General features: G+C 66.9%; 13 protein-coding genes, 2 tRNA genes and 1 pseudogene. 2 read left to right on the forward strand and 14 right to left on the reverse strand.

Translation table 11 applies throughout. The features are described from left to right. Nucleotides 1-230 precede the first annotated feature (230 nt). Nucleotides 231-551, reverse strand: coding sequence for a helix-turn-helix domain-containing protein (locus ACQEVO_RS30590; RefSeq protein WP_432919895.1), 321 nt, complete (start codon nt 549-551; stop codon nt 231-233). Continuing rightward, nucleotides 548-853, reverse strand: coding sequence for a hypothetical protein (locus ACQEVO_RS30595; RefSeq protein WP_432919896.1), 306 nt, complete (start codon nt 851-853; stop codon nt 548-550). The genes ACQEVO_RS30590 and ACQEVO_RS30595 overlap by 4 nt, the downstream gene beginning before the upstream one ends. Nucleotides 854-945: 92 nt before the next feature. Here ACQEVO_RS30595 and ACQEVO_RS30600 point away from each other — a divergent pair, with 92 nt between their 5' ends. Next, the gene (locus tag ACQEVO_RS30600; protein ID WP_432919897.1) at nt 946-1227 is read left to right on the forward strand and encodes a helix-turn-helix domain-containing protein; all 282 of its coding nucleotides are present in this window, start codon (nt 946-948) and stop codon (nt 1225-1227) included. A gap of 475 nt (nt 1228-1702) precedes the next feature. Here the strand turns inward: ACQEVO_RS30600 and ACQEVO_RS30605 are convergent, their stop codons facing one another. The 3 genes from ACQEVO_RS30605 to ACQEVO_RS30615 form a co-directional block, all read right to left on the reverse strand. Next, nucleotides 1703-3169 carry a tyrosine-type recombinase/integrase gene (locus tag ACQEVO_RS30605; protein WP_432919898.1) on the reverse strand — a complete coding sequence of 489 codons (1467 nt, stop codon included), beginning with the start codon at nt 3167-3169 and terminating at the stop codon, nt 1703-1705. Between the two features lie 143 nt (nt 3170-3312). Then, nucleotides 3313-3385: transfer RNA gene (locus ACQEVO_RS30610), tRNA-Ala, on the reverse strand. 94 nt (nt 3386-3479) lie between these two features. Next, the gene (locus tag ACQEVO_RS30615; protein WP_432919899.1) at nt 3480-4757 is read right to left on the reverse strand and encodes an oxygenase MpaB family protein; all 1278 of its coding nucleotides are present in this window, start codon (nt 4755-4757) and stop codon (nt 3480-3482) included. Between the two features lie 246 nt (nt 4758-5003). On the opposite strand from ACQEVO_RS30615, the gene ACQEVO_RS30620 reads away from it, so the two are divergent. Continuing rightward, nucleotides 5004-5675: a TetR/AcrR family transcriptional regulator gene (locus ACQEVO_RS30620; protein WP_432919900.1), complete on the forward strand. Its 672-nt coding sequence runs from the start codon at nt 5004-5006 to the stop codon at nt 5673-5675. A 270-nt stretch (nt 5676-5945) separates the two neighbouring features. Here ACQEVO_RS30620 and ACQEVO_RS30625 read toward each other — a convergent pair. The 9 genes and pseudogenes from ACQEVO_RS30625 to dnaA all read right to left on the reverse strand — a co-directional run bounded on the left by ACQEVO_RS30625 (nt 5946) and on the right by dnaA (nt 20227). Further along, nucleotides 5946-6019 (reverse strand) — tRNA-Ile (locus ACQEVO_RS30625). Nucleotides 6020-6277: 258 nt separating this feature from the next. After that, nucleotides 6278-7333 (reverse strand): DUF3566 domain-containing protein, encoded by a 1056-nt coding sequence (locus ACQEVO_RS30630; protein ID WP_432919901.1) that lies wholly within the window; start codon nt 7331-7333, stop codon nt 6278-6280. A gap of 39 nt (nt 7334-7372) precedes the next feature. Beyond that, a complete protein-coding gene (gyrA, locus tag ACQEVO_RS30635; protein ID WP_432919902.1) occupies nt 7373-9874 on the reverse strand; it encodes a DNA gyrase subunit A in 2502 nt (833 codons plus the stop codon). Nucleotides 9875-9945: 71 nt separating this feature from the next. Beyond that, entirely contained in the window at nt 9946-11988 is a 2043-nt protein-coding gene (gyrB, locus tag ACQEVO_RS30640) for a DNA topoisomerase (ATP-hydrolyzing) subunit B (RefSeq protein ID WP_432919903.1), read from the reverse strand. 340 nt (nt 11989-12328) lie between these two features. Beyond that, nucleotides 12329-12895 carry a DUF721 family protein gene (locus ACQEVO_RS30645; protein ID WP_432919904.1) on the reverse strand — a complete coding sequence of 189 codons (567 nt, stop codon included), beginning with the start codon at nt 12893-12895 and terminating at the stop codon, nt 12329-12331. 299 nt (nt 12896-13194) lie between these two features. Next, nucleotides 13195-14472: a DNA replication/repair protein RecF gene (gene recF / locus ACQEVO_RS30650; protein WP_432919905.1), complete on the reverse strand. Its 1278-nt coding sequence runs from the start codon at nt 14470-14472 to the stop codon at nt 13195-13197. A gap of 181 nt (nt 14473-14653) precedes the next feature. After that, complete coding sequence (dnaN, locus tag ACQEVO_RS30655) at nt 14654-15829, reverse strand: DNA polymerase III subunit beta (protein ID WP_432919906.1); 1176 nt, start codon at nt 15827-15829, stop codon at nt 14654-14656. Nucleotides 15830-17492: 1663 nt separating this feature from the next. Then, a pseudogene (locus tag ACQEVO_RS30660) lies at nt 17493-17627 on the reverse strand (SDR family oxidoreductase); the annotation flags it as partial. Nucleotides 17628-17965: 338 nt separating this feature from the next. Then, nucleotides 17966-20227, reverse strand: coding sequence for a chromosomal replication initiator protein DnaA (dnaA, locus tag ACQEVO_RS30665; RefSeq protein ID WP_432919907.1), 2262 nt, complete (start codon nt 20225-20227; stop codon nt 17966-17968). Nucleotides 20228-20299 lie beyond the last annotated feature (72 nt).

Below are 20299 nucleotides of genomic sequence, written 5' to 3' on the forward strand. Positions count from 1 at the left end.
TGAGGTTGGGTGTTCTTCGACGGCCCCGGCGAGGTGCAACTCGGCGGGGCCGTATTCGTGAGGTGGGTCGGGGCGCCGGTCGCGTTCGGTGTGGCGCCCATCGGGGTCTCCTGTCTGTCGCGGTTGTGGTGCTGCGTGGCCAATCGGGTCGGGCGTGAGGGGGCGCCCGGCGGTCCGTCCGTTCGGTCACGCGCCCCGCGGCGGGTTCGGCGCTCGCCGCCGCGGGGAAGTCAGGCGGCGTGGTTGCGCGCCAATCGGGCCGCGCTGCGTTTGGACAGCCCGGCGGGGTTGCCCGGCGCGGCCGGCGGTTTGCTGGGGGGTTCGTCGGCCGACGCCGTGCCGCGTCCGGCGAGTTGGCGCTCGGCGGCGGCGCGCATGTGGTCGACGACGCGGCACATATCGCTGCGCGTCATCCGCCATTTGCGACCGGCGAGCACGGCGGATAGGTCGCCGGCGGTGATCCGGCGATACAGCCAGTCCGGGGACGGCGCGCCGGTCATTTCGCAGACCTGTTCAAGGGAAAATGTTTCGAATTCGTTTGTGCCGCTCATCGTTTGGCACTCCCCTGGCTAACCGTCTCGGAAATGGCGGTGAGCAAGGTGGCCATTTTGACGCCGAGGACAGCCGATATCCGCGACAGCTCGTTCACGCGGAACGCTGTCCGGCCTTGAATGCGGCGCTGCCAGGTCCGCGGCTCGATTCGGGCACCCTCGGCGACGGATTCCTCGGTCTGGTCCGCTTTCGCGATGGCGTCCCGGACTACCGCCGCGGTCGCCTCGTTGATAGGGAGCATGTTGACCACATTAGGGTCAAAGTTGGCGCTTTTCAAGACTAACTTGGCGCCATCGGTCACGTTCAGGCATTGCTCCAGCTACCGGGAACGGGCGTTAGGGTGGCCTGACATAGACTTGCCCGATGGTCAGATTTGACCCCAAAATGGACAGCATGAGAGCAGCAGCCGCCGATCCCGCGCCGCGGGACGACGACATGGACGAGGCCGCGCGCAAACTCGACAAGGCGCTCGGTCACGCAATCCGGGTCATGCGAGCAGAGCGTCAGTGGTCGCAGGAGGATTTGGTCGCGAGATCCGGAATCAGCAAGAGGACCATTGGCCGGATCGAGACCGGCCAATCGTCGATGCAGATGCCGCAAATGCTGCGGATCGCAACAGCGCTAGGAGTCTCACTGGGGGACCTACTGACGAGGGCAGAGGAACTCGGGGGTTAATCCGAGGAGTTCGGGGGTCAAGCAGTTCAGCACCTCAACAGCGTCATGCCCGTGCCGCCTGACTTCGAGAATGAACCGCGACGCGGGCATAAGCCGTGCCCGCGCGATCAATTCGGTCAGATCTGACGTGTACCGACTATCCCCTGCCGTTTGCCCCATTACACGCACCCTCGATCGTCTCGCCGCCCATCTGCCACAAGCCCCGACACTTGTTCGAACATTTGTTCGATACTACCGGGCGGCGACGATTTCGCAGTGCCTCGCGGTGTGGAAAACCCCCGCCCGATTCGTAGGATCAACGGTTAATCGCAGCGTAACCCGCGGGTCACGGGTAAGAATGTCCGATTTCCGAAGTATTCGAATCGTGACCTTGGGCAACGACCGATGCCCCCGGAAATAGGGGCGGCGGCAACGGAATTGCCACCGCCCCTCCTCCCCACTTGAGACGTCAAGCTCCCTTACGTGGTACTCGGAGTCACGCTGCCGCGGCCACGGGATCACCGGTCTCGTGCAGCGCGACATGCTCGACGGCCGCTGTGTAGTCGGCGAATACGCGCGAGCACACCTCGCCCGCCGCGTCCATCCAGACCGCCTCGAACCCGTCGTCGACCCGGTCGATCTCGCCGAGCTGACCGGCGCGCACGAGCCTGCGCCGGCGCGCCATCTCGAGATCGACCACCGTGCTGCGCAGTGCCGGCAGTCGGCCGGCGGCGCGTTCAGCCGCGGCGATCGAGCTCGCGTTGTCGATGTGGCCGTACTTGCGGTCGGTGGTCTGGATCGACTCGTGCCCGGCGTCGCGGCTCACGACCCAGATCGGAACGCCGTCCTGCAGGCGCCACGAGATCCCGGTATGCCGGGCGGTGTACGGGGTGAGCCACTTCGCGTGCAGGCCCACGACGGTGCCGCGCCCGAACCGGGCGAGCAGCTCCGCCGGTGGCGAGCCGGTCCAGTGCGCCATCCTCCCGAACAGGTTCCGGCCCGGGGTCTCGGTATCGGTGAGCGCCTCGAGCCGGCGGAGCGCCGGCAGCCAGATCTGCCGATAGAAACCGGTCACAGTGAACGCGCTGCCGACGCCGGTGGCGAACAGCAGCTCGTCGGCCGGGCGGTCCAGGTCGAGCTTCGCGATCGTTTCTAGCGGCACGTAGGCGGTGCGGATCCCGCGCTCGGATTTCGGCCGGCCGAGTTTGCGCTTGCCCCCGGCGTATTTCCACGCCTTGTCGATTCGGACGGCACCGGTCTCGGCGTCGATATCGCCGACGGTGAGCGCGAATATCTCGCCCGGCCGCGCCATGGACATCACCATGAACTCGAACATCGGCCGGTACCGGGGATAGAGCAGTGCCTCGAACAACTCGAACTCGGCCGGCGTGAAGAACTCCCGGCGCCGTCCGGTCACGCGCGGCAGGCGGGTATGCGCGCACGGGTTCAGCGGCACGAGCGGCTCGGGCCGGTGCCGGGCGGCGGCGGCCATGGCCGCGGACACGAAACCATGCTTGTTACAGATGGTTTTCGGTGCGTTGCCGACCTCCGTCTCGAGATAGACCACCCACGCGGCGTCGAGCTCCTCGGTGTACGCGCCAATCGGCAGGCCGCCCATGAACGGGTCGACGTCGCGCTCGATGAACCGGACGTACTTCCGGCGGGTCTCCTCCTCGATTCCGGTGAGCCGGTCGGCGTAGCGGCGCAACCATTGACCGATGGTCATCGTCGCGGCAGCGCCAGCGGCGAGCTGGGCGGTGAGAACGGACTCGGCGCGCTCGGGCCCGACGCGGTCGAGCAGCGCGGCCCAGCGGACCGCGGCGACCTCGTCGTCGAATGTCTGTGATGTGCGGCGGAGTTTGCCGCCGCGCTCGATGTAGTAGCGGACCTGCCAGCCGATCGTGCCGTCGCTGCGGGGGCGCGGGGTCGGGGTGTGGCAGCGTTTCTTGGTAGCGGTGGACATGACGCATCCTCATTGGGTCGTGCGCCGAAATCCCCTCAGATCACGGTGGACCGCTCGCCCGGTCGCGTGCTCTCGGGCACACGGTCGGGCACATGGGCAGGTCTCCCAGTGTAAAAACACTGTTCGACCTGCCCTGATACCAGTGGAGCCTAGGGGAATCGAACCCCTAACCCCTGCCTTGCAAAGGCAGTGCTCTGCCAATTGAGCTAAGGCCCCTGGCATATGGGCGACTACGGTGAGTCGCCTGCGAAACAGTAGCGTTTACGCGCATACACCGTCAAACAAGGGTACCCGGCCGCCGACGGGGCCGTTACCTGCGCAGCGCCCCGGTGGCCTCGAACTGCGCCTCTCGACCCTGCATCTGTTCGCGGTACCAGTTCTCCCGATGCCACAACATCACCTTTTCGTGCAGGCGACCGATGGGTGGCACCCGGCGCGCGAATTCCACGGCGGTGACCAGCGGAATCCGGGCGATCGGCAGCAATACCCAGGGAAACGCCGCCGGCATCCGGTACTTGCGGCGGGTACTGGGCAGCATGTACAGCGCCGGGTAGGCGGAGTTGATCCGATAGTTGTAGTGCGCCCGCAGGCGCGCGAATCCCTTCTGGTCCGGCCTGGGCGCGAAGACCGCCGGATAGGACTCGATGAGTTCGGCGCCCGGTTCGCCGGCGTCGTGGGCGCGGGCGATCATGGTCATCGCCATCACCCGCAGGGTGTCGGGCACGGTTTCCGGATGCCAGTTCAGCCGCACCCCGAGCAGGTAACCCATGTACTTCTGGAAATGCAGCAGCGCCCGGAACTCCGCCGGGCTGGTCTGATAGCCGAGCGCCCACAGGCCCAGGCCGGGGATCGTGCTACCGGCGATGAGGGTGAGCAACTGGTAGGTCTGGCTGATCGGCAGCCCCCACCGTCCGGTATCCCATTCGGGATGCCGCTCGACGCCGGCCCGCACCGAGACGTGCATGATCCGGACTTTCAACGCGGTGGCCCGCCCCTGCGACCCGGGCGTGAGCAGCGCACCGGGCTGGGAGACATCCATCCAGAAACGGCAGGTTTCCAGGAACCGGCGCAGCGCGCTCTCACCGGCGTAGCCGCCGGCCAGCGAGAGTGGAGTGGCGACGGCGGATTCGGTGTACATCTCCAGGGTTTCCGCACCCGCGAAGCTGAACAGCATGGTGCCCCACCGGCGCCACACCGCGGCGCCGCGTTCGACCAACTCGGGCCGCACCCAGTCGGGGACCGTTTCGAACTCGTCGAACAGCGCGCGCATGGCCGGGGGCGGGTCGGTGATGCTGTCGATACCGTCGCGCAGGGCCGCATCCAGGAGCAGGCGGCCGTTCTCTCGACCGGTTTCGCCCCGCATCACCTCCGCGACGAACCGTTCGGCCACCGGATCGCCGGTGAACATATCTGCGCACAGCGCCCGCGCTTGTTCGTCGGTCGGGAAGAGCTCACCACCGGTCACCGCGCGGACCAGCCGTTCGACCTGCCGCACCCAGGGGTTTTCCCGCGCCTGCCAGTAGCGGAAGGCCTCCGGGCACGGGGCTGCCGAGTCGTCGATATCCGGTGTCACCCCTGGTGCCGACATCACTGTCCTCCCTACCGAACCGACCCGATGCCATACGCCCGGTACGCCCGGGGCGGATCCATCGTGCGTCTCAACCATACGTCATCGTATGGACGGACAGTACCCAATAGTATGGAACGGGTAAAGACCCCCGGCTGCCCGCGGAAATCGAGACACATTCGACCTGCCCCGGCGCCACATCATGGACGCCTGCCCGTAATCACCCGATCGTCCGAGCGCGCCGAACGGCTCCCCTACCATCGGAGTATGAGACTCAGCGGCGATCGGTCGGCGGAAACGACGGCGGATTCCGACGCCGCCGGACCTTCCGGCGATCCGGCCGCGGCGCGGCGGCCGAAGTCCAAAAAAGCCCAGGCTCAACAGCGGCAACGGCGGCGCACCGCGCGGCTCTCCTATGACGACTGGGTCGACGGCGCACTGAATCTGTTGTCCCGCGAGGGTGTCGGAGCCATCAAGATCCAGCGCCTGTGCCAGGAGCTCGGCGTCACGAAGGGCAGCTTCTACTGGCATTTCGACGATATCGAGCAACTCATGGCGGCGATGGCCGACCGGTGGAGCGCGATACAAAGCGAAACCGTGCGCGACTTGGGTGCGTTCGCGGCTATTCCGGTGGAAGAACGGATCGAGAAAATGGCGGCGATGCTGGTGGATCAGCGCCATTGGATTGTCGAGACCACGGTGCGGGAATGGTCACGCAGCAACCCCAAGGTCGCGGCCGCGGTGCGCAACCTCGATCAGCGGGTATTCGAAACCGTCAAACGAACCATGCTCGACCTGGGTTTCGATGAGAACCAGGCCCGGTTGCGGGCGGGCGCGATGGTGTATATCGGCCTCGGTTTGATCCACGGCCGGGACAACCTTCCGACACCGTCCACCGCGCAGGTGTCCTCGGTTATCGAACTGCTGGCCCGGCCCTGATCAGCCGCGGGCAACAGGCCACACGGCGATACCGTCAGCGCGTGGTGACCTCGTGCCACAGGTCGTCGTCCCGCCGACGCAGCTTGCTGATACCGATGAGAACCGCAGCGACAATTCCGATGGTGAGGACGTATTTCATTATTTCAGCCTAACTCTGTATGCCTGTACCGGCTCGTCCAGGATCGACGATTCGGCGGCGGCGGAACTACCGGGGACAAAGGAAAACGACCTCCGAACCGGTACCGGTGGAGGTCGTCGATATACAGGGTGTGGGTCTAGGAGGACTTGAACCTCCGACCTCTTCGTTATCAGCGAAGCGCTCTAACCGCCTGAGCTATAGACCCGCGGAGCAGCTGTTGAATGTCAACCAACCGCCGAGGACAAAGAGTACAGGACAGGGCCCGAACCAACCAAAACGGCTGGTAGAAGAGCTGCACGCAATCTCCCGGGCGAGCGCCGGAGTCGATTCGGGCCGCAGGGACCGATCGGCCGCCGTCGTTCCTCGTCGAACCGGCGTGACGGCACCACCAGCCCGAGACCGGGCCCGGACGCAAGAAAGGCCGACGCCCGCTCGGGCGCCGGCCTCTTGTCGATCGCCGAATTCAGTCCGGGTCGGCCAGGGTGACCTGGATGCCGCCGACCATATCGCAGCACTGGTTGTAGATGAACGTGCCGACCGTGGCCAGCGCGGTGAACAGGACCACGTTGATCAGCCCGATCACCCCGGCGTAGCCGAAGACGGTACCGGCGTCGATCAGACCGACCGAACCGCTGTCCGGCGACACCATATCGGTGAACGTGCTGTTGAGCCGCTCCCAGACGCCCATACCCGCCAGCACCATGTACAGCAGCGCGACGGCGATCATCCAGACGAAGAACATGGCGACACTGATCACCAGGGTGATCTTCAGTGTCGACCACGGGTCGATCCGGCGAACCTGGACCGTGGCCCGCAGCGGCTCCCCGCCCAGTACCGCGTGCGGCAGCCCGCGGGGCGCCGGCGAGGACACCGGCCCGGACGATGCCGGCGGCGCGTAGGCCGGCGGCGGGGCGGGCTGCTCCGGCGGCAGCGGATGCCGGATCTCGGAGAGGTCGGGCATATCCTTGACCAGTTCGGGCCGGGCGATACTGCGGGTGGGCCCGTCCAGGCCGACGGATTTGGCCATGGCCGCTTCCTTACGCGCCGCCTTGGCCGCCAAATCGCTGGTGGTGCGGGCGTTGGTGACTCCGCCGCTCAGCCCCACCGAACGCGGCTGCGGCCCGCCACCGACCGGGGTATGCCCCGGCCGCGGCAGGTTGGACTGGGGTTCCCGCTGCGGCAGCTGCGACCAGCCTTCCTGGAAACGGCCGTCACCGCCGTTGCCGCCCTGCTGCGGCTGCTCCCCCTGACCGCCGCCCTGCGCGGGGTTCGGGCCCGATCCTGGGTTGCGCGATTCGGACCCGAATTCGCCTTGTTTCTCCTGATTTTCGGGCGCGGAGCCCCCGGCGGGCGCACCACCGGGCGCGTTACCGCCCGGCTGCCCGCCCCCGGACTGCTCGTTGTTCGCGGCATCGCCCGGCCGCTGGACCGGGCGCGGCGAAATCGGGGACGGGGTGACCCGCTCGGTCACACCGTTCGTCTGCTGCCGCTCGTCGCTCGGCTGTTTCGGAGTGGTCAATGGGAATCCTCGGATCCGTTCTTTGCCGCCGATATGGATTTACTGCTCGGGGGAATCGCCACCGTCGATCTGCTCGGGCTCGTCGGCGTTACGTGCGATCGCAAGCAAGGTATCGCCCTCGCCGAGGTTCATCAATCGCACGCCCTTGGTCTGCCTACCGGCCTTACGCACCTGCCGGGCGGCAGTGCGGATAACCCCGCCGCTGGACGTGATCGCGTACAGCTCGTCGTCGTCGTCGACGATGAGCGCACCCACCAGGGTGCCACGCCGGGCGTCGAACTGGATGGTCAATACGCCTTTTCCGCCACGACCCTGCGCCGTGTACTCCTCGATGGCGGTGCGTTTCGCATACCCGCCGGAGGTCGCGACCAGGAGATATGTGCCATCGCGGACCACGTTCAGCGACAGCAGCGCGTCGTCGGCGTTGAACCGCATACCCTGCACGCCGGAGGTGGCACGGCCCATCGGGCGCAACGCCTCGTCGGTGGCGGAGAAGCGGATCGACTGGCCCTGTGCCGATACGAGCAGCAGATCGTCCTCGGCGGAACACAGGACGGCACCGACCAATTCGTCGTTGTCGCGCAGGTTCACCGCGACGATGCCGCCGCTGCGGTTGGAATCGAAGTCCACCAGCCGCGACTTCTTGACCAGACCCTTCTGCGTCGCCAGCACCAGGTAGGCGGCATCCTCATAGGACTTGATCCGGATTACCTGGGCGATCTTCTCGTCCGGCTGGAAGGCCAGCAGATTCGCCACGTGCTGCCCGCGTGCCGTGCGGTTCGCCTCCGGCAGCTCATATGCCTTGGCCCGGTAGACCCGGCCTTTGTTGGTGAAGAACAACAACCAGTCGTGGGTCGAGGTCACGAAGAAGTGCCGGACGATATCGTCCTGTTTCAGGCCCGCGCCCTGCACACCCTTGCCGCCACGCTTCTGGCTGCGGTACAGATCGGTCTTGGTGCGTTTGGCGTAACCGGTTTCGGTGATCGTGACCACCACGTCCTCGCGGGCGATCAGATCCTCGTCGGCGACATCGCCGTCGGCGGAGACGATTTGGGTGCGCCGCTCGTCACCGTAGCGTTCCACGATCTCGGCGAGTTCGTCCTTGACGATGGCACGCTGCCGCTCCGGCTTCTCCAGAATGTCCTTCAGATCGGCGATTTCGGCCTCGAGCTTGGCCAATTCGTCGACGATCTTCTGCCGTTCCAGTGCCGAGAGCCGGCGCAACTGCATATCCAGGATCGCGGTGGCCTGGGTTTCGTCGATATCGAGCAGTTGCATCAGGCCGGTTCGCGCGGTCTCGGTATTGGCCGAGCGGCGGATCAGCGCGATGACCTCGTCGAGCATATCCAGCGCCTTGACCAGGCCGCGCAGGATATGGGCCCGTTCCTCGGCCTTGCGCAGCAGGTAGCGGGTGCGCCGGACGATCACGTCGAGCTGATGGTTCACATACAGCCGGATCATCTGGTCCAGCCGCAGCGTCCGGGGTACACCGTCGACGATGGACAGCATGTTCGCGCCGAAACTGGTCTGTAGCTGAGTGTGCTTGTACAGGTTGTTCAGCACGACCTTGGCGATCGCGTCCCGTTTGACCGTGACCACGATGCGCAGACCCGCCCGGTCCGACGATTCGTCGTGGATATCGGCCACCCCGGCGATCCGGCCGTCCTTGACCTGCTCGGCGATCGCGTTGATGAAGTTGTCGGTGTTGACCTGGTACGGCAGTTCGGTGATGACGATGGTGGTACGGCCGCGCGCGTCCTCTTCGATCTCCACCACACCGCGCATCCGGATGGAACCGCGGCCGGTGGTGTAGGCGTCGTGGATACCCTGCGTACCGACGATCAGGCCGGAGGTCGGGAAGTCCGGGCCCTTCACCCGCTCCATACAGGCCGCGAGGGTGGCTTCCTCGTCGGCCTCGTGGTTGTCCAGCGCCCAGTAGATGGCCTCGGCCAGCTCGTTCAGGTTGTGCGGCGGGATGTTGGTCGCCATCCCGACCGCGATACCGTTGCTGCCGTTCATCAGCATATTCGGCACACGGCTGGGCAGAACGACGGGTTCCTGGGTCTTACCGTCGTAGTTCGCGATGAAATCGACCGTGTCGTGGTCGATTTCGCGCAGCAGTTCCATGGCCAGCGGGGTCAGCCGGCATTCGGTGTACCGCATGGCGGCGGCGCCGTCGTTGCCGCGGCTGCCGAAGTTGCCCTGGCCGTCGACCAGCGGGTACCGCATCGCCCACGGCTGAGCCATTCGCACGAGGGTGTCGTAGATGGCCGAGTCGCCGTGCGGGTGGTAGTTGCCCATGGTGTCGGCGACGGGGCGCGCGGATTTCACATAGCTGCGGTCGGGCCGGTAGCCGTTGTCGTACATCGCGTACAGGATCCGGCGGTGCACCGGCTTGAGGCCGTCGCGGACCTCGGGCAGCGCGCGGCCGACGATAACGCTCATCGCGTAATCGATATAGCTGCTCTGCATCTCCTGCTGGATGTCGACCGGTTCGATCCGGTCGCCCGCGCTCTCCGGCGGCAGGGTTGTGTCGGTCATACGAATCTCCTAGGTACTGGCGGATAACGACGGATCACCGCGCGCCGGTGCGCTGCGGGCGACCGCCGCTCCTACACGTCGAGGAAGCGGACGTCCTTGGCGTTACGGGTGATGAAGCTGCGCCGCGCCGCGACATCCTCGCCCATCAGCACGCTGAACAGTTCGTCGGCGGCGGCCGCGTCGTCCAGCGTCACCTGGCGGAGCACCCGTACCGACGGGTCCATGGTGGTCTCCCACAGCTCCTTCGGGTTCATCTCGCCCAGACCCTTGTACCGCTGGATACCGTCGTCCTTGTTGATCTTCTTCCCGGCCGCCAGACCCGCCTCGACCAGGCCGTCGCGTTCCCGGTCCGAATACGCGAACTCGGGTTCGCTGCGCTGCCATTTCAGCTTGTACAGCGGCGGCTGCGCCAGGAACACGTGCCCGTGCTCGATCAGCGGGCGCATGAAACGGAACAGCAGGGTCAGCAGCAGGGTGGAGATGTGCTGGCCGTCGACGTCGGCGTCGGCCATCAGCACGATCTTGTGGTACCGCAGTTTGCTGAGATCGAACTCGTCGTGGATACCGGTGCCGAACGCCGTGATGATCGCCTGGACCTCGGCGTTCTTCAGGACCTTGTCGATCCGCGCCTTCTCGACGTTGATGATCTTGCCGCGCAACGGCAGGATCGCCTGGTACATCGAATCGCGGCCCGATTTCGCCGACCCACCCGCGGAATCGCCCTCCACGATGTAGATCTCGGATTTGCTCGGATCCTTGGACCGGCAATCGGCCAGCTTGCCCGGCAGGCCACCGATATCGGTGGCGCTCTTACGCCGCACCAGCTCGCGCGCCTTACGCGCCGCGACCCGGGCCTGCGCCGAGGAGACCGCTTTGTTGACGATGGTCTTGGCGTCCGCGGGGTTGGCTTCGAACCAATGGGCCAGATGCTCGTTACAGGCGCGCTGCACGAACGACTTGACCTCGGTGTTGCCGAGTTTGGTCTTGGTCTGCCCCTCGAACTGAGGTTCGCTCACCTTGACGCTGACGATGGCGGCCAGGCCCTCGCGGATATCGTCGCCGGTGAGGTTGCCGTCCTTCTCCTTGAGCAGCTTCTTTTCCTTGGCGTACCGGTTGACCACGGTGGTCAGCGCGGCCCGGAAACCCTCTTCGTGGGTACCACCCTCATGGGTGTTGATGGTGTTGGCGAAGGTGTGCACCGACTCCGAGTAACCGGAGTTCCACTGCATCGCGACTTCCAGCTCGTGCCCGGTGCCCTTACCGCTGAAGCCGACGACCGAATTGTGGATCGGCTGCTTGGTGCGGTTGATATGCCGGACGAAGTCCTCCAGCCCACCGGGATAGTGGTACGTACGGGTCTTCACCTTGTGCTCTACCGGCGCCGCCGCCTCGTCCGAGTGTTTCGGCGCCTCGGCGGTCTCGCTGACCACCTCGTCGGTGACCTCGGCCTCGCTGACTCGCTCGTCGGTGAGCACAATGGTCAGGCCCTTGTTCAGGAAGGCCATTTCCTGGAGGCGCCGCGATACCGTTTCGAAGTTGTAGGTGGTGGTCTCGAAGACCGCGGGATCGGCCCAGAACCGGATGGTGGTACCGGTTCTCCTGGTGGGCTCACCCTGAACCAGCGGACCCGGGACCGCGTCCTTGTAGGTCTGGGTCCAGTGGTACCCGTCGTGGTCCACCTCGGCCTCGAGCCGGCTGGACAGGGCGTTTACCACCGAGATACCGACACCGTGCAGACCACCGGATACCGCATAGGAATCGGAGTCGAACTTACCGCCGGCATGCAGCTGGGTCATGACGACTTCGATGGTCGGGATGCCCTGCGCGTGCATACCCGTGGGGATACCGCGGCCGTCGTCGACGACCTGGACGCCACCGTCGGCGAGGAGAGTGACCTCGACCTTGGTCGCGTAACCGGCCATCGCCTCGTCGACCGAGTTGTCCACGACCTCCCAGATCAGGTGGTGCAGACCACGCTCGCCGGTGGAACCGATATACATGCCCGGGCGCATCCGCACCGCCTCGAGGCCTTCCAGGACCTTGATGGAGGAGGCACCGTAGTCCTGTTTGTTCGATGCGCTCGAACCTGATGCTTTGGAGTCTTTGGCAGCCACTGGTCGGTAGCTCTCCTTACTTGCTGATCCCCGGGACGGCGGTGGGACAGCGCACGTGGGCCCGGGACAGATAAGAGGGCTGCACACAACGCGCCGAGGGTATCGCCGCTGATTTACGTTTCCATCTTACTTCGCGGCCCAACTTACAGTGCATCTGCGACACCCCTGACAGCTCCCAGGGCCGGAGAAATCGAACCGGCACGGGTCCCCTGGCGGATCGGCCGGTTTCGGACCATCAGATTCGTCCTGAGAGTTCACTGAGGGCGGGTGCCGGAACCGGCCGATCGACGGCGCCGATTTTCGGCGAGCAGGTGCCACGGCGTTCCACGTGAAACCCGGCCTACCCGTAGGTGTCGCGTGGGCCACGACCCCGGACATGGCGCTCGCCTTTGCGCCAGCTGGGCGCGGTCGGCCCCGCGATCCGAAGCGAGCGGACCACCCCCGGGCCGACGGCGGCGGTGATCTTCGCGAGCAACTGCGCCTGCAGCAGCCGGAGTTGCGTGGCCCAAGCGGTGGACTCGGCCGCCACACTCAGCACACCGTTCTCCAGTTTCACCGGTTTCGCGTGCGCGGCGATATCCTCGCCGACCACGCGGGACCAGTGCCCGAATACCGTGCCCTCGGCGACCTTCGTGGACCAGCCACGACTGCGGGCGATGGAGGTCGCGAGTTTGGAGAGCGGCTGCGGATCGCGATCGTCGGGCCGCGGACCGGACCAGCCGCTGCGCCGGCGTCCCCCCGCCCGCTGACTGCGGCGGGGCGATGATCGGCCCTGGCCGACGGATTTGCCACTCGCTCGCGCGGCCGCCCGCGCCTCCTCGAGCGCGCGGCGGGCCAGGTCGACTCCACGCAACTCCGGTTCGGCCGGTGGTACGGCACCACCGGATGCCGGCGGCTGGTCGGTCATCGTCGCACTCCGCTCGCCGGCCGAGTTATCCCCAGGGCCGGTGGATATCTGCTCGGGTTGTGCACATCCGCGGACGACACCGCGACGCCGCGGTCCCGGGAACGGACAAGCACTGCCTGCCAGGGCATCCGCCCTGCTAGATGTGGGTATTTCGAGTTCCGACGCAGGTAGTCGCCGGTCGGACCAGGTCACTGCCCGGGTTTGAGCCGACGACCTGGCCGGATGAGTTATCCACAGGCTGTGGATAACTGTGGACTTCGCGGCGGGCGGGGGATAACGGCCCGACGTATCGGCTCACTCTACGAATGCCCCGGCCCGGGTGCAAGGTGCGGACCGCTGCGTGTTCCCGGTGCCGGGGATTCGCTGGACACGGCGTGCGGAGGGTCACTTCCGGCGGGCTGCCCGGCCCCCTGGGCGGGATCGCCGGCGAGTGCGGATATCCGGTGTTCGGGGTCGCCGGTGGTCGTCACGCGCAGGGTCGTCCCCGCCAGTTCGGCGGGCACGTCCTCGGGAACGGCGGCCGTGATCAGGACCTGTTCCGCATCGGCCGCCACCGCGGCCAGCGCGGTCCGGCGGCGGCGGTCGAGTTCGGCGAAGACGTCGTCGAGCAGCAGCACCGGTTCGGTACCGCCGGCCCGTAACAACTCGAACGCCGCCAGGCGCAGGGCCAGCGCGAACGACCAGGATTCCCCATGGCTGGCGAATCCCTTGGCGGCCGTTTCGCCGAGCGTCAACTCCAATTCGTCGCGGTGCGGCCCGACCAGGCAGATGCCCCGCTCGAGTTCCTTGGCACGTGCCGCCGCGATCTCACGCAGCAGGATCTGCTCCAGCAGCGCCGGGTCGTCGGGCCGCGGCTCGCGGCCGGGGTCGAGCAATTCGGGCGGAAGCGCACTGCTGCGATACGCGACGGTGGCCGGTCGTGATTCCGGCGCCAGCGCGGCATAGGCGCGGGTGATATGCGGATGCAGCTCGTGTACCAGCCGCAGACGTTCGGCGAGCAGCACCGAGGCGTGCCCGGCCAGGTGGCCGTCCCATACATCGAGGGTGCCGAGGTCGGCGCGGTTCGACCGGCCGGCGGTCTTCAGCAGGGCCGAGCGCTGCCGCAACACCCGGTCGTAGTCCGCGCGCACGCCGGCCAGCGCGGGGCGGCGCGCCGTGCACAGTTCGTCGAGGAACCGGCGACGTTCGCCCGGGTCGCCGCGGACCAGCGCCAGATCCTCCGGCGCGAAAAGCACGGTGTGCAGGATGCCGAGGATTTCCCGTGGCCGGCGTACCGGCGACCGGTTGATCTGTGCCCGGTTCGCCGCCCCGCGGTTCAACTCGATGTCGACGCGCAGTTCGCGCCCGAGATGCACCACGTTCGCGCCGATCCGGGCGTGATCGGCGCCGGTTCGGATGAGTGGCGCGTCCGCCGATACGCGGTGCGAACCCAAGGTGGAGAGGTAACCGAGCGCCTCCAGCAGGTTGGTCTTGCCGTTGCCGTTGGCTCCCAGGAAAACAGTAGGGCCTGTGGATAACTCGATCTCAGCGTGTTCCCAGGAACGGAAATCACGCAAGGTCAGAGCACGAATTTGCACCTGTTCACACCGTCCGGTAAAGACCCTCGCAGTTATCCACAGCTGTGGATAACTCGAGTCCACGCAGGTCGCGGTGCACGTTTGCGGAAGTATCGCTGCACCCGGCACCTGCGGTAGCGATCGCTGCGCCGCGGCGAGGTGTGGATCGGCGCCGAGGCAGCGCTGCCGGACCCACGCCCGCTCAGCCCGGCAGCCGGACCGGCATCAGCAGGTAGGTGTACGGGCTTTCCAGGGCCGGATACGCGCCGGTGTCGAGCGGTTCCGGCTCCTCGTCACGGGCCGGGAGCAGCACGGCGGGCCGGCTCGGCGTGGTGAAGCCGAAGGTGACCCGGTCCGAATGCAGCGCGGACAGGCCGTCGATGAGATACCCGGGATTGAAAGCGATGGTCAGCGGCTCGCCCCGGAAATCCGCGCTCAGCCACTCCTCGGCCCGCCCGGCATCGTCCCCGCCGGCCGCGAGCTGCAATCCCTCGGCGGAGAACTCCAGCCGGACCTGCGCGCCCCGCTCGGCCACCAGGGCAACGCGCTTGATCGCCTCGGTGAGCGAGGCGACCTCCAGGGTCGCGATGGAGGTGTGCTCCTTGGGGAGCAGCTGACGGAACTTCGGGAATTCGGCGTCCAGCAACCGCGTGGTGGTCCGGCGGCCCCCGTTGACGATTCCGAGCAGGCCGTCGGCACCGGCGCCGGAGCCGAGCGACAGCTGCACCGGCTGATCGGACGCGCCCAGCGTTTTGGCGGCTTCGGAGAGCGTACGGGCCGGAATCAGGACCGCGGTCTCGATATCGGCGCGGGCCGGTTGCCACTCGATATGGCGGACCGCGAGCCGGAACCGGTCGGTGGCCGCCAGCACCACCTGTGAACCCTCGATCTCGACCCGGATACCGGTGAGCATGGGCAGGGTGTCGTCGCGCCCGGCCGCGACCGCGACCTGGCCCACCGCCTCGGCGAACACATCCACCACCAGCTCCCCACTGGACTGCGGCACCTCGGGCAACTGGGGATAGTCCTCGACCGGCATGGTGGGCAGCGAGAACTTCGCGCTGCCGCACTGGATCAGGACCCGGCTCCCGTCGACCGAGACATCCACCGGCTTGTTCGACAGCGCCTTGGTGATATCGGCCAGTAGTTTCCCGGAGACCAGCACCTTGCCCGGACCCGCGACCTCGGCGGCCACCCGCATCTGCGCCGACACCTCGTAGTCGAACCCGGAAACTGTCAGCCCGTCGTCGTCCGCGACCAGCAGGACTCCGCCGAGGACCGGGACCGGCGGGCGGGACGGCAGACTGCGCGCCACCCAGGCGACCGATTCCGCGAAATCCTCACGCGCGACCCGAAACTTCATGCCTGCAAGGTCCATCGCCCGAGGTGTCCTCTCCCGTTCAGTGTTGATCGGTGGCGGTGCTGCCCCCGTACCTCCCCGCCGCGCCGAGCCGGCCACGCGGTGGTGTTCCGGCGGTCGCGGAGCGTGCCGGACCGCCGGAGAATTCTGGCACAGCGACTACCCGAAACCGTACTCCGCCGTGTCGCAGCGGATCGGCCGCCCCTCCGTGTGGAGGATACGTCCTCCCGTCCACATCGGGCCAGGCCCGCTACCACCGTTCCAGGGACGCCGGATCGGGTGTGGACGGCTGTGGACAGATACCGAATCGGCGGGTCGCTTTCCTGTCCACAGTTATCCCATGGCGGGGCTGGGGACAACTTCGACGCGATCGGGTCGGCGAGTTCGCTCGATGACAGGGGTCGTAGTGGCGGGGACGAACCCGGAGACGGATGGACACGGGCGAACCCGCTCGTGGGCTGCCGGGCGGTTACGAGCACGGTGCCTGATGCGCCGGCCGGCCGGGCGGGGCCATATCCGCGCTCGTGCACTACATCGGCCCGCTGAACAGGAGACGGCGCAGCCCACCTTTCGGCGGCCGTAGCCACGGAAGGCACAAGGAGGAGCGAACAGAAGCCGTCCGCTTCCTGTGTGCGTGCTCGGGTGCTGTCCGCGTTGAACCCCGCCGGGCTCTCCTTGTCTGCTTCCGGAGCCCGGCCGGGCAATCGGGCGGTCCGAGCTTTGTCCACACATCCTGTTTTCAAGAGAAATTTTCTAGAGGAAGAACAGGGGTAGTAATAGGCCCTGTGGAAACTGTGGATTCCCGCTGTTCGAGCAGGTCAGCAGGCGTGTCTGGCTGTGGACTGTCGTGGGATAACTCGAGGATGAATCCGCGCTGCCTGTGGACAGGATTTGTTGTCCACACTGCGTCCACAGTTCATCCCCATGTTGCTCCCCAGAATCCGGGCAGTTGTGCACACTGTGTACGAATCGGTGGACAACCTGTGGATTCCTCGAGGATTCCACAGGGATTCCCCAGGTTGTCCCCAAGCCTCTGACCGGAACATGCCCTGGTCAGCGGGTGTGGATGAAATCGCCTGTGGAAACTGTGCATAACCAGGCTGTGGACAAGTCGTGTGCACAGCCGCCCGAAAGCTGTGGATGCACCGGTGGACAACCTGTGGATTCCACAGCCAGTTCTATCCAGAAATGCCTGGTCAGCGCATCAACAGGCTGTTAGCGACACACCTGTGCATGGATCCGACACGCCCATCGCAGCCGACGATCGGTGTCGAACCGCGGATCGCACGATTCGCCACCCAGGCGCGAAGCGAGTTGCGCGGGGGGAACTTCCGCCAGGGAGCGTCCGTCCGCCTGGCCGATGCGCCCGCACTCTCCGGAGATCGGGGCGGCGAACCGCAGATCGGGGCGCAAGCCCAGGCGTAGTGCGAACCGGTCCCCCTGGCCGGATATCGTGCGGGCCGCGATCTTCCGGATCCTCATTTGTCGAGACCCCGCCCTGCACGACACGGCCGTGACGCGGCAGCTCATGAGATGCCCGGGCCGAGCTGCTCGCCGCAGCCCAGCGGTACCTGGAACGGGTCAGCGGGCGGACGGGGTTTCCGGGGCGGCTCCGTCCGGCGTGGACACGGGAATCTCGGTCAGCCGGGCGGATCATCAGGTCGAGTCGGTCCCCTGGCCGCTATGCCGTCTGCTCCTGGCCGCGGCGTCCGAGGGTGCCGCGACGTGAGGGGGTGTGGACGAAGCCGGGATTGACCGCGTTGACGCGGATTCCGCGTGGTGCGAGTTCCATGGCGGCGACCTCGGTGAGCACTGCCCGGACTCGGCACAAGCCCGCCGATACATGCGGCGTGTCGCCCGCCGCCCTGCGAGTCGGCGGCGGCCGGTGAGCCCGGTCAGGCCGTTACCGTCAGCCGAAGAGGACCGGTCGTTGCCGGGCGTAGCCGCGGCTGTGCGTCATTTGGTTGGACAGCGCAAGGTTCATCGCCGGCCGCGGATGAAATCCGCGGGATGAAACTGCCGGTCCTCTAGTTGTCGACCGTGCCGTTGGATCGTGCCGCTGAGGTGTGGGGCGGACTATGGGTGTTCAGGGCCGGGGACAGAGCGAACCCGCTGCGCGCACAGGAAGGGAAGGCGATGGGCGCGGCAGCGGGGTCAGCGGGAGCGCTGTTTGATCCGGGCCGTGAGTTCCTGGACCTGGTCGTAGACCCGGCGGCGCTCCGACATCTCCTTGCGGACCTTCTTCTCGGCGTACATGACCGTGGTGTGGTCGCGGCCGAACGCCTGGCCGATCTTCGGTAGGGAGAGGTCGGTGAGTTCGCGGCACAGGTACATGGCGATCTGGCGGGCCTGCGCCAGCGGGCGCGCCTTACCCGGGCCGGTCAGTTCCTCCATGGACGTGTTGAAGTACTCCGCCGTGACACCCATGATCGTCGACGCGGTGATCTCGACATCCTGCGATTCGGGCATCAGATCCCGCAGCACCACCTCGGCCACCGACTGATCGAGCGGCTGGCCGTTCAGCGAGGCGAACGCCGTGACCCGGATGAGCGCGCCCTCGAGTTCCCGGATATTGCGTTCCACCCGGCTGGCGATGAGTTCCAGGACATCGTGCGGAACATCGAGGCGGTCCATTCGCGCCTTCTTGCGCAGGATCGCGATGCGGGTCTCCAGTTCCGGCGGCTGCACATCGGTGATCAGCCCCCATTCGAACCGGGTGCGCAGCCGCTCCTCCAGCGTGGCGAGCTGTTTCGGCGGGCGATCCGAGGACACCACGATCTGTTTGTTCGCATTGTGCAGCGTGTTGAAGGTATGGAAGAACTCTTCCTGGATGCCTTCTTTGCCCTCGATGAACTGGATATCGTCGACCAGCAGGATATCGGTCTCGCGGTAGCGGCGTTTGAACGCGACCTTGCGGTCGTCGCGCAGACTGTTGATGAAGTCGTTGGTGAACTCTTCGGTCGATACGTATTTGACCCGCATCCCCGGGAACAACCGCTGCGCGTAGTGGCCCGCGGCGTGCAGCAGATGCGTTTTGCCGAGCCCGGAGGCACCCCATACGAACAGCGGGTTGTAGGCGCGCGCGGGCGCTTCGGCGATGGCGACCGCCGCGGCGTGCGCGAAGCGGTTGGACGCACCGATGACGAAGGTCTCGAAGGTGTACTTGGCGTTCAGGCTCGCCGACGATTTACTCGTATCCGCGGTTTCCGAGCTCTTGGCGAAGTAGGTGGGCCAGGAATCCCGGACGTTCACCACCTTCTCGTCGCCCCGGTGCCCGTCCGGCGCCGGATCGATACCGGAGTCGCGCACGCTCTCCCGCAGGCTCTCGCGCTGGGGATCGTGCAGTGGTTCCCGCGGTGCGGGGTCGGCGGCGGGGAGATCGGGGGCGAACAGGGTTTCCTGCGCTGGGCGGCCGGTCCGGCGGGGTGGCAGGATCGGGTCGAGTTCGGGGGCCGGTTCACGGGTGGGCGCGGTACCCGGCTCCATGCCGTTTCCTGCCGGATCGCCGAGGTCGGTGCGATTCGGCGGATAGGTCTCTCCGTAGTCGGCCGGGGGATATTCGCGGTCCCGTTCGTACTCCGGTTCCCTGGTGTACTCCGGTTCCCTGGTGTATTCGGGTGCGGGGGTGTACTCGCGGGAGTATGTCCGGGGCGCGGCATAGGTTTCCACCGTCGGCGGTTCGGACTCCCGGGCGCCGCCGGCGCCGCGGGCGAAACCCGTCCCGGGTGTGCGGAAATCCGCGGCCGGTGGTGCGGGTTCCGCGCCGTGCGGGAGTTCGGGCAGGGTGGCGCGCCGGAGTGGATCGGCGCCGGCCGGTTCGGGACCGCGGGTGTGGGCGGGGTTGCGGGGCAGCTCACCGGTGAGCGGCAGCTCGGCTTCGTGCGAGAAACCCCCGGCCGGGAAACGGGGCTCATCGGATCGGCGGGGCGTACCCGGGAAGCCGGGTGCGGGATAGCCGCCGTTCTCGGGTTCGCGGAGTTCGCCACGCCAGGGGGCCTCGGCTGCGGGGGGAACACCGCCCGGGCGTCCGGCACCCGCGCCGTTGAACGGTTCGGGCCGGGAACCGGCGGAATCCGGCCGGCTGGTCATCCGGGCGTGCCGCGGCGGACCCGATTCGGCCGCGGCGGGATTCGGCGCGGCGATTCGCACCCCGAGGCCTTCCACCTGCGGTCCGAGCCGGCGACCGAGGGAGCGCAGGATCGGTTCCCGCAGGTCGCGTTCGATGGCTTCCTGGGCGAGTGAGGACGGGACCGAGAGCAGCGCGAAACCCTGGACCACCATCAGCGGCTTGACCAGCTTCAGCCAGGCCTGCTGGGCTCTGGTCACCGCGCCGATGGCACCGTCGGCCGAACCGGTGGTCAGCTCGGTGACCACCTCCGGCCACACGGTGGCCAGTACGTTCTGCTCGTCGTCCATCCAGTGTCCTCCCCGGGAGTCGGTTGCTCGGCGCAGACGTCCGGGGCTCGCGGTGCGTCTACTGTACTGGTT

This window comes from Nocardia sp. CA-290969 (assembly GCF_050936135.1).
Classification (GTDB): Bacteria; Actinomycetota; Actinomycetes; order Mycobacteriales; family Mycobacteriaceae; genus Nocardia.

Bases quoted from the DNA above. Each gene is read 5' to 3' on its own strand.
- dnaA (WP_432919907.1), bottom strand. From the start codon at position 20,227: ATGGACGACGAGCAGAACGTACTGGCCACCGTGTGGCCGGAGGTGGTC.
- gyrA (WP_432919902.1), bottom strand. From the start codon at position 9,874: ATGACCGACACAACCCTGCCGCCGGAGAGCGCGGGCGACCGGATCGAA.
- ACQEVO_RS30590 (WP_432919895.1), bottom strand. From the start codon at position 551: ATGAGCGGCACAAACGAATTCGAAACATTTTCCCTTGAACAGGTCTGC.
- ACQEVO_RS30620 (WP_432919900.1), top strand. From the start codon at position 5,004: ATGAGACTCAGCGGCGATCGGTCGGCGGAAACGACGGCGGATTCCGAC.
- ACQEVO_RS30605 (WP_432919898.1), bottom strand. From the start codon at position 3,169: ATGTCCACCGCTACCAAGAAACGCTGCCACACCCCGACCCCGCGCCCC.
- dnaN (WP_432919906.1), bottom strand. From the start codon at position 15,829: ATGGACCTTGCAGGCATGAAGTTTCGGGTCGCGCGTGAGGATTTCGCG.
- ACQEVO_RS30615 (WP_432919899.1), bottom strand. From the start codon at position 4,757: ATGTCGGCACCAGGGGTGACACCGGATATCGACGACTCGGCAGCCCCG.
- ACQEVO_RS30600 (WP_432919897.1), top strand. From the start codon at position 946: ATGAGAGCAGCAGCCGCCGATCCCGCGCCGCGGGACGACGACATGGAC.
- ACQEVO_RS30645 (WP_432919904.1), bottom strand. From the start codon at position 12,895: ATGACCGACCAGCCGCCGGCATCCGGTGGTGCCGTACCACCGGCCGAA.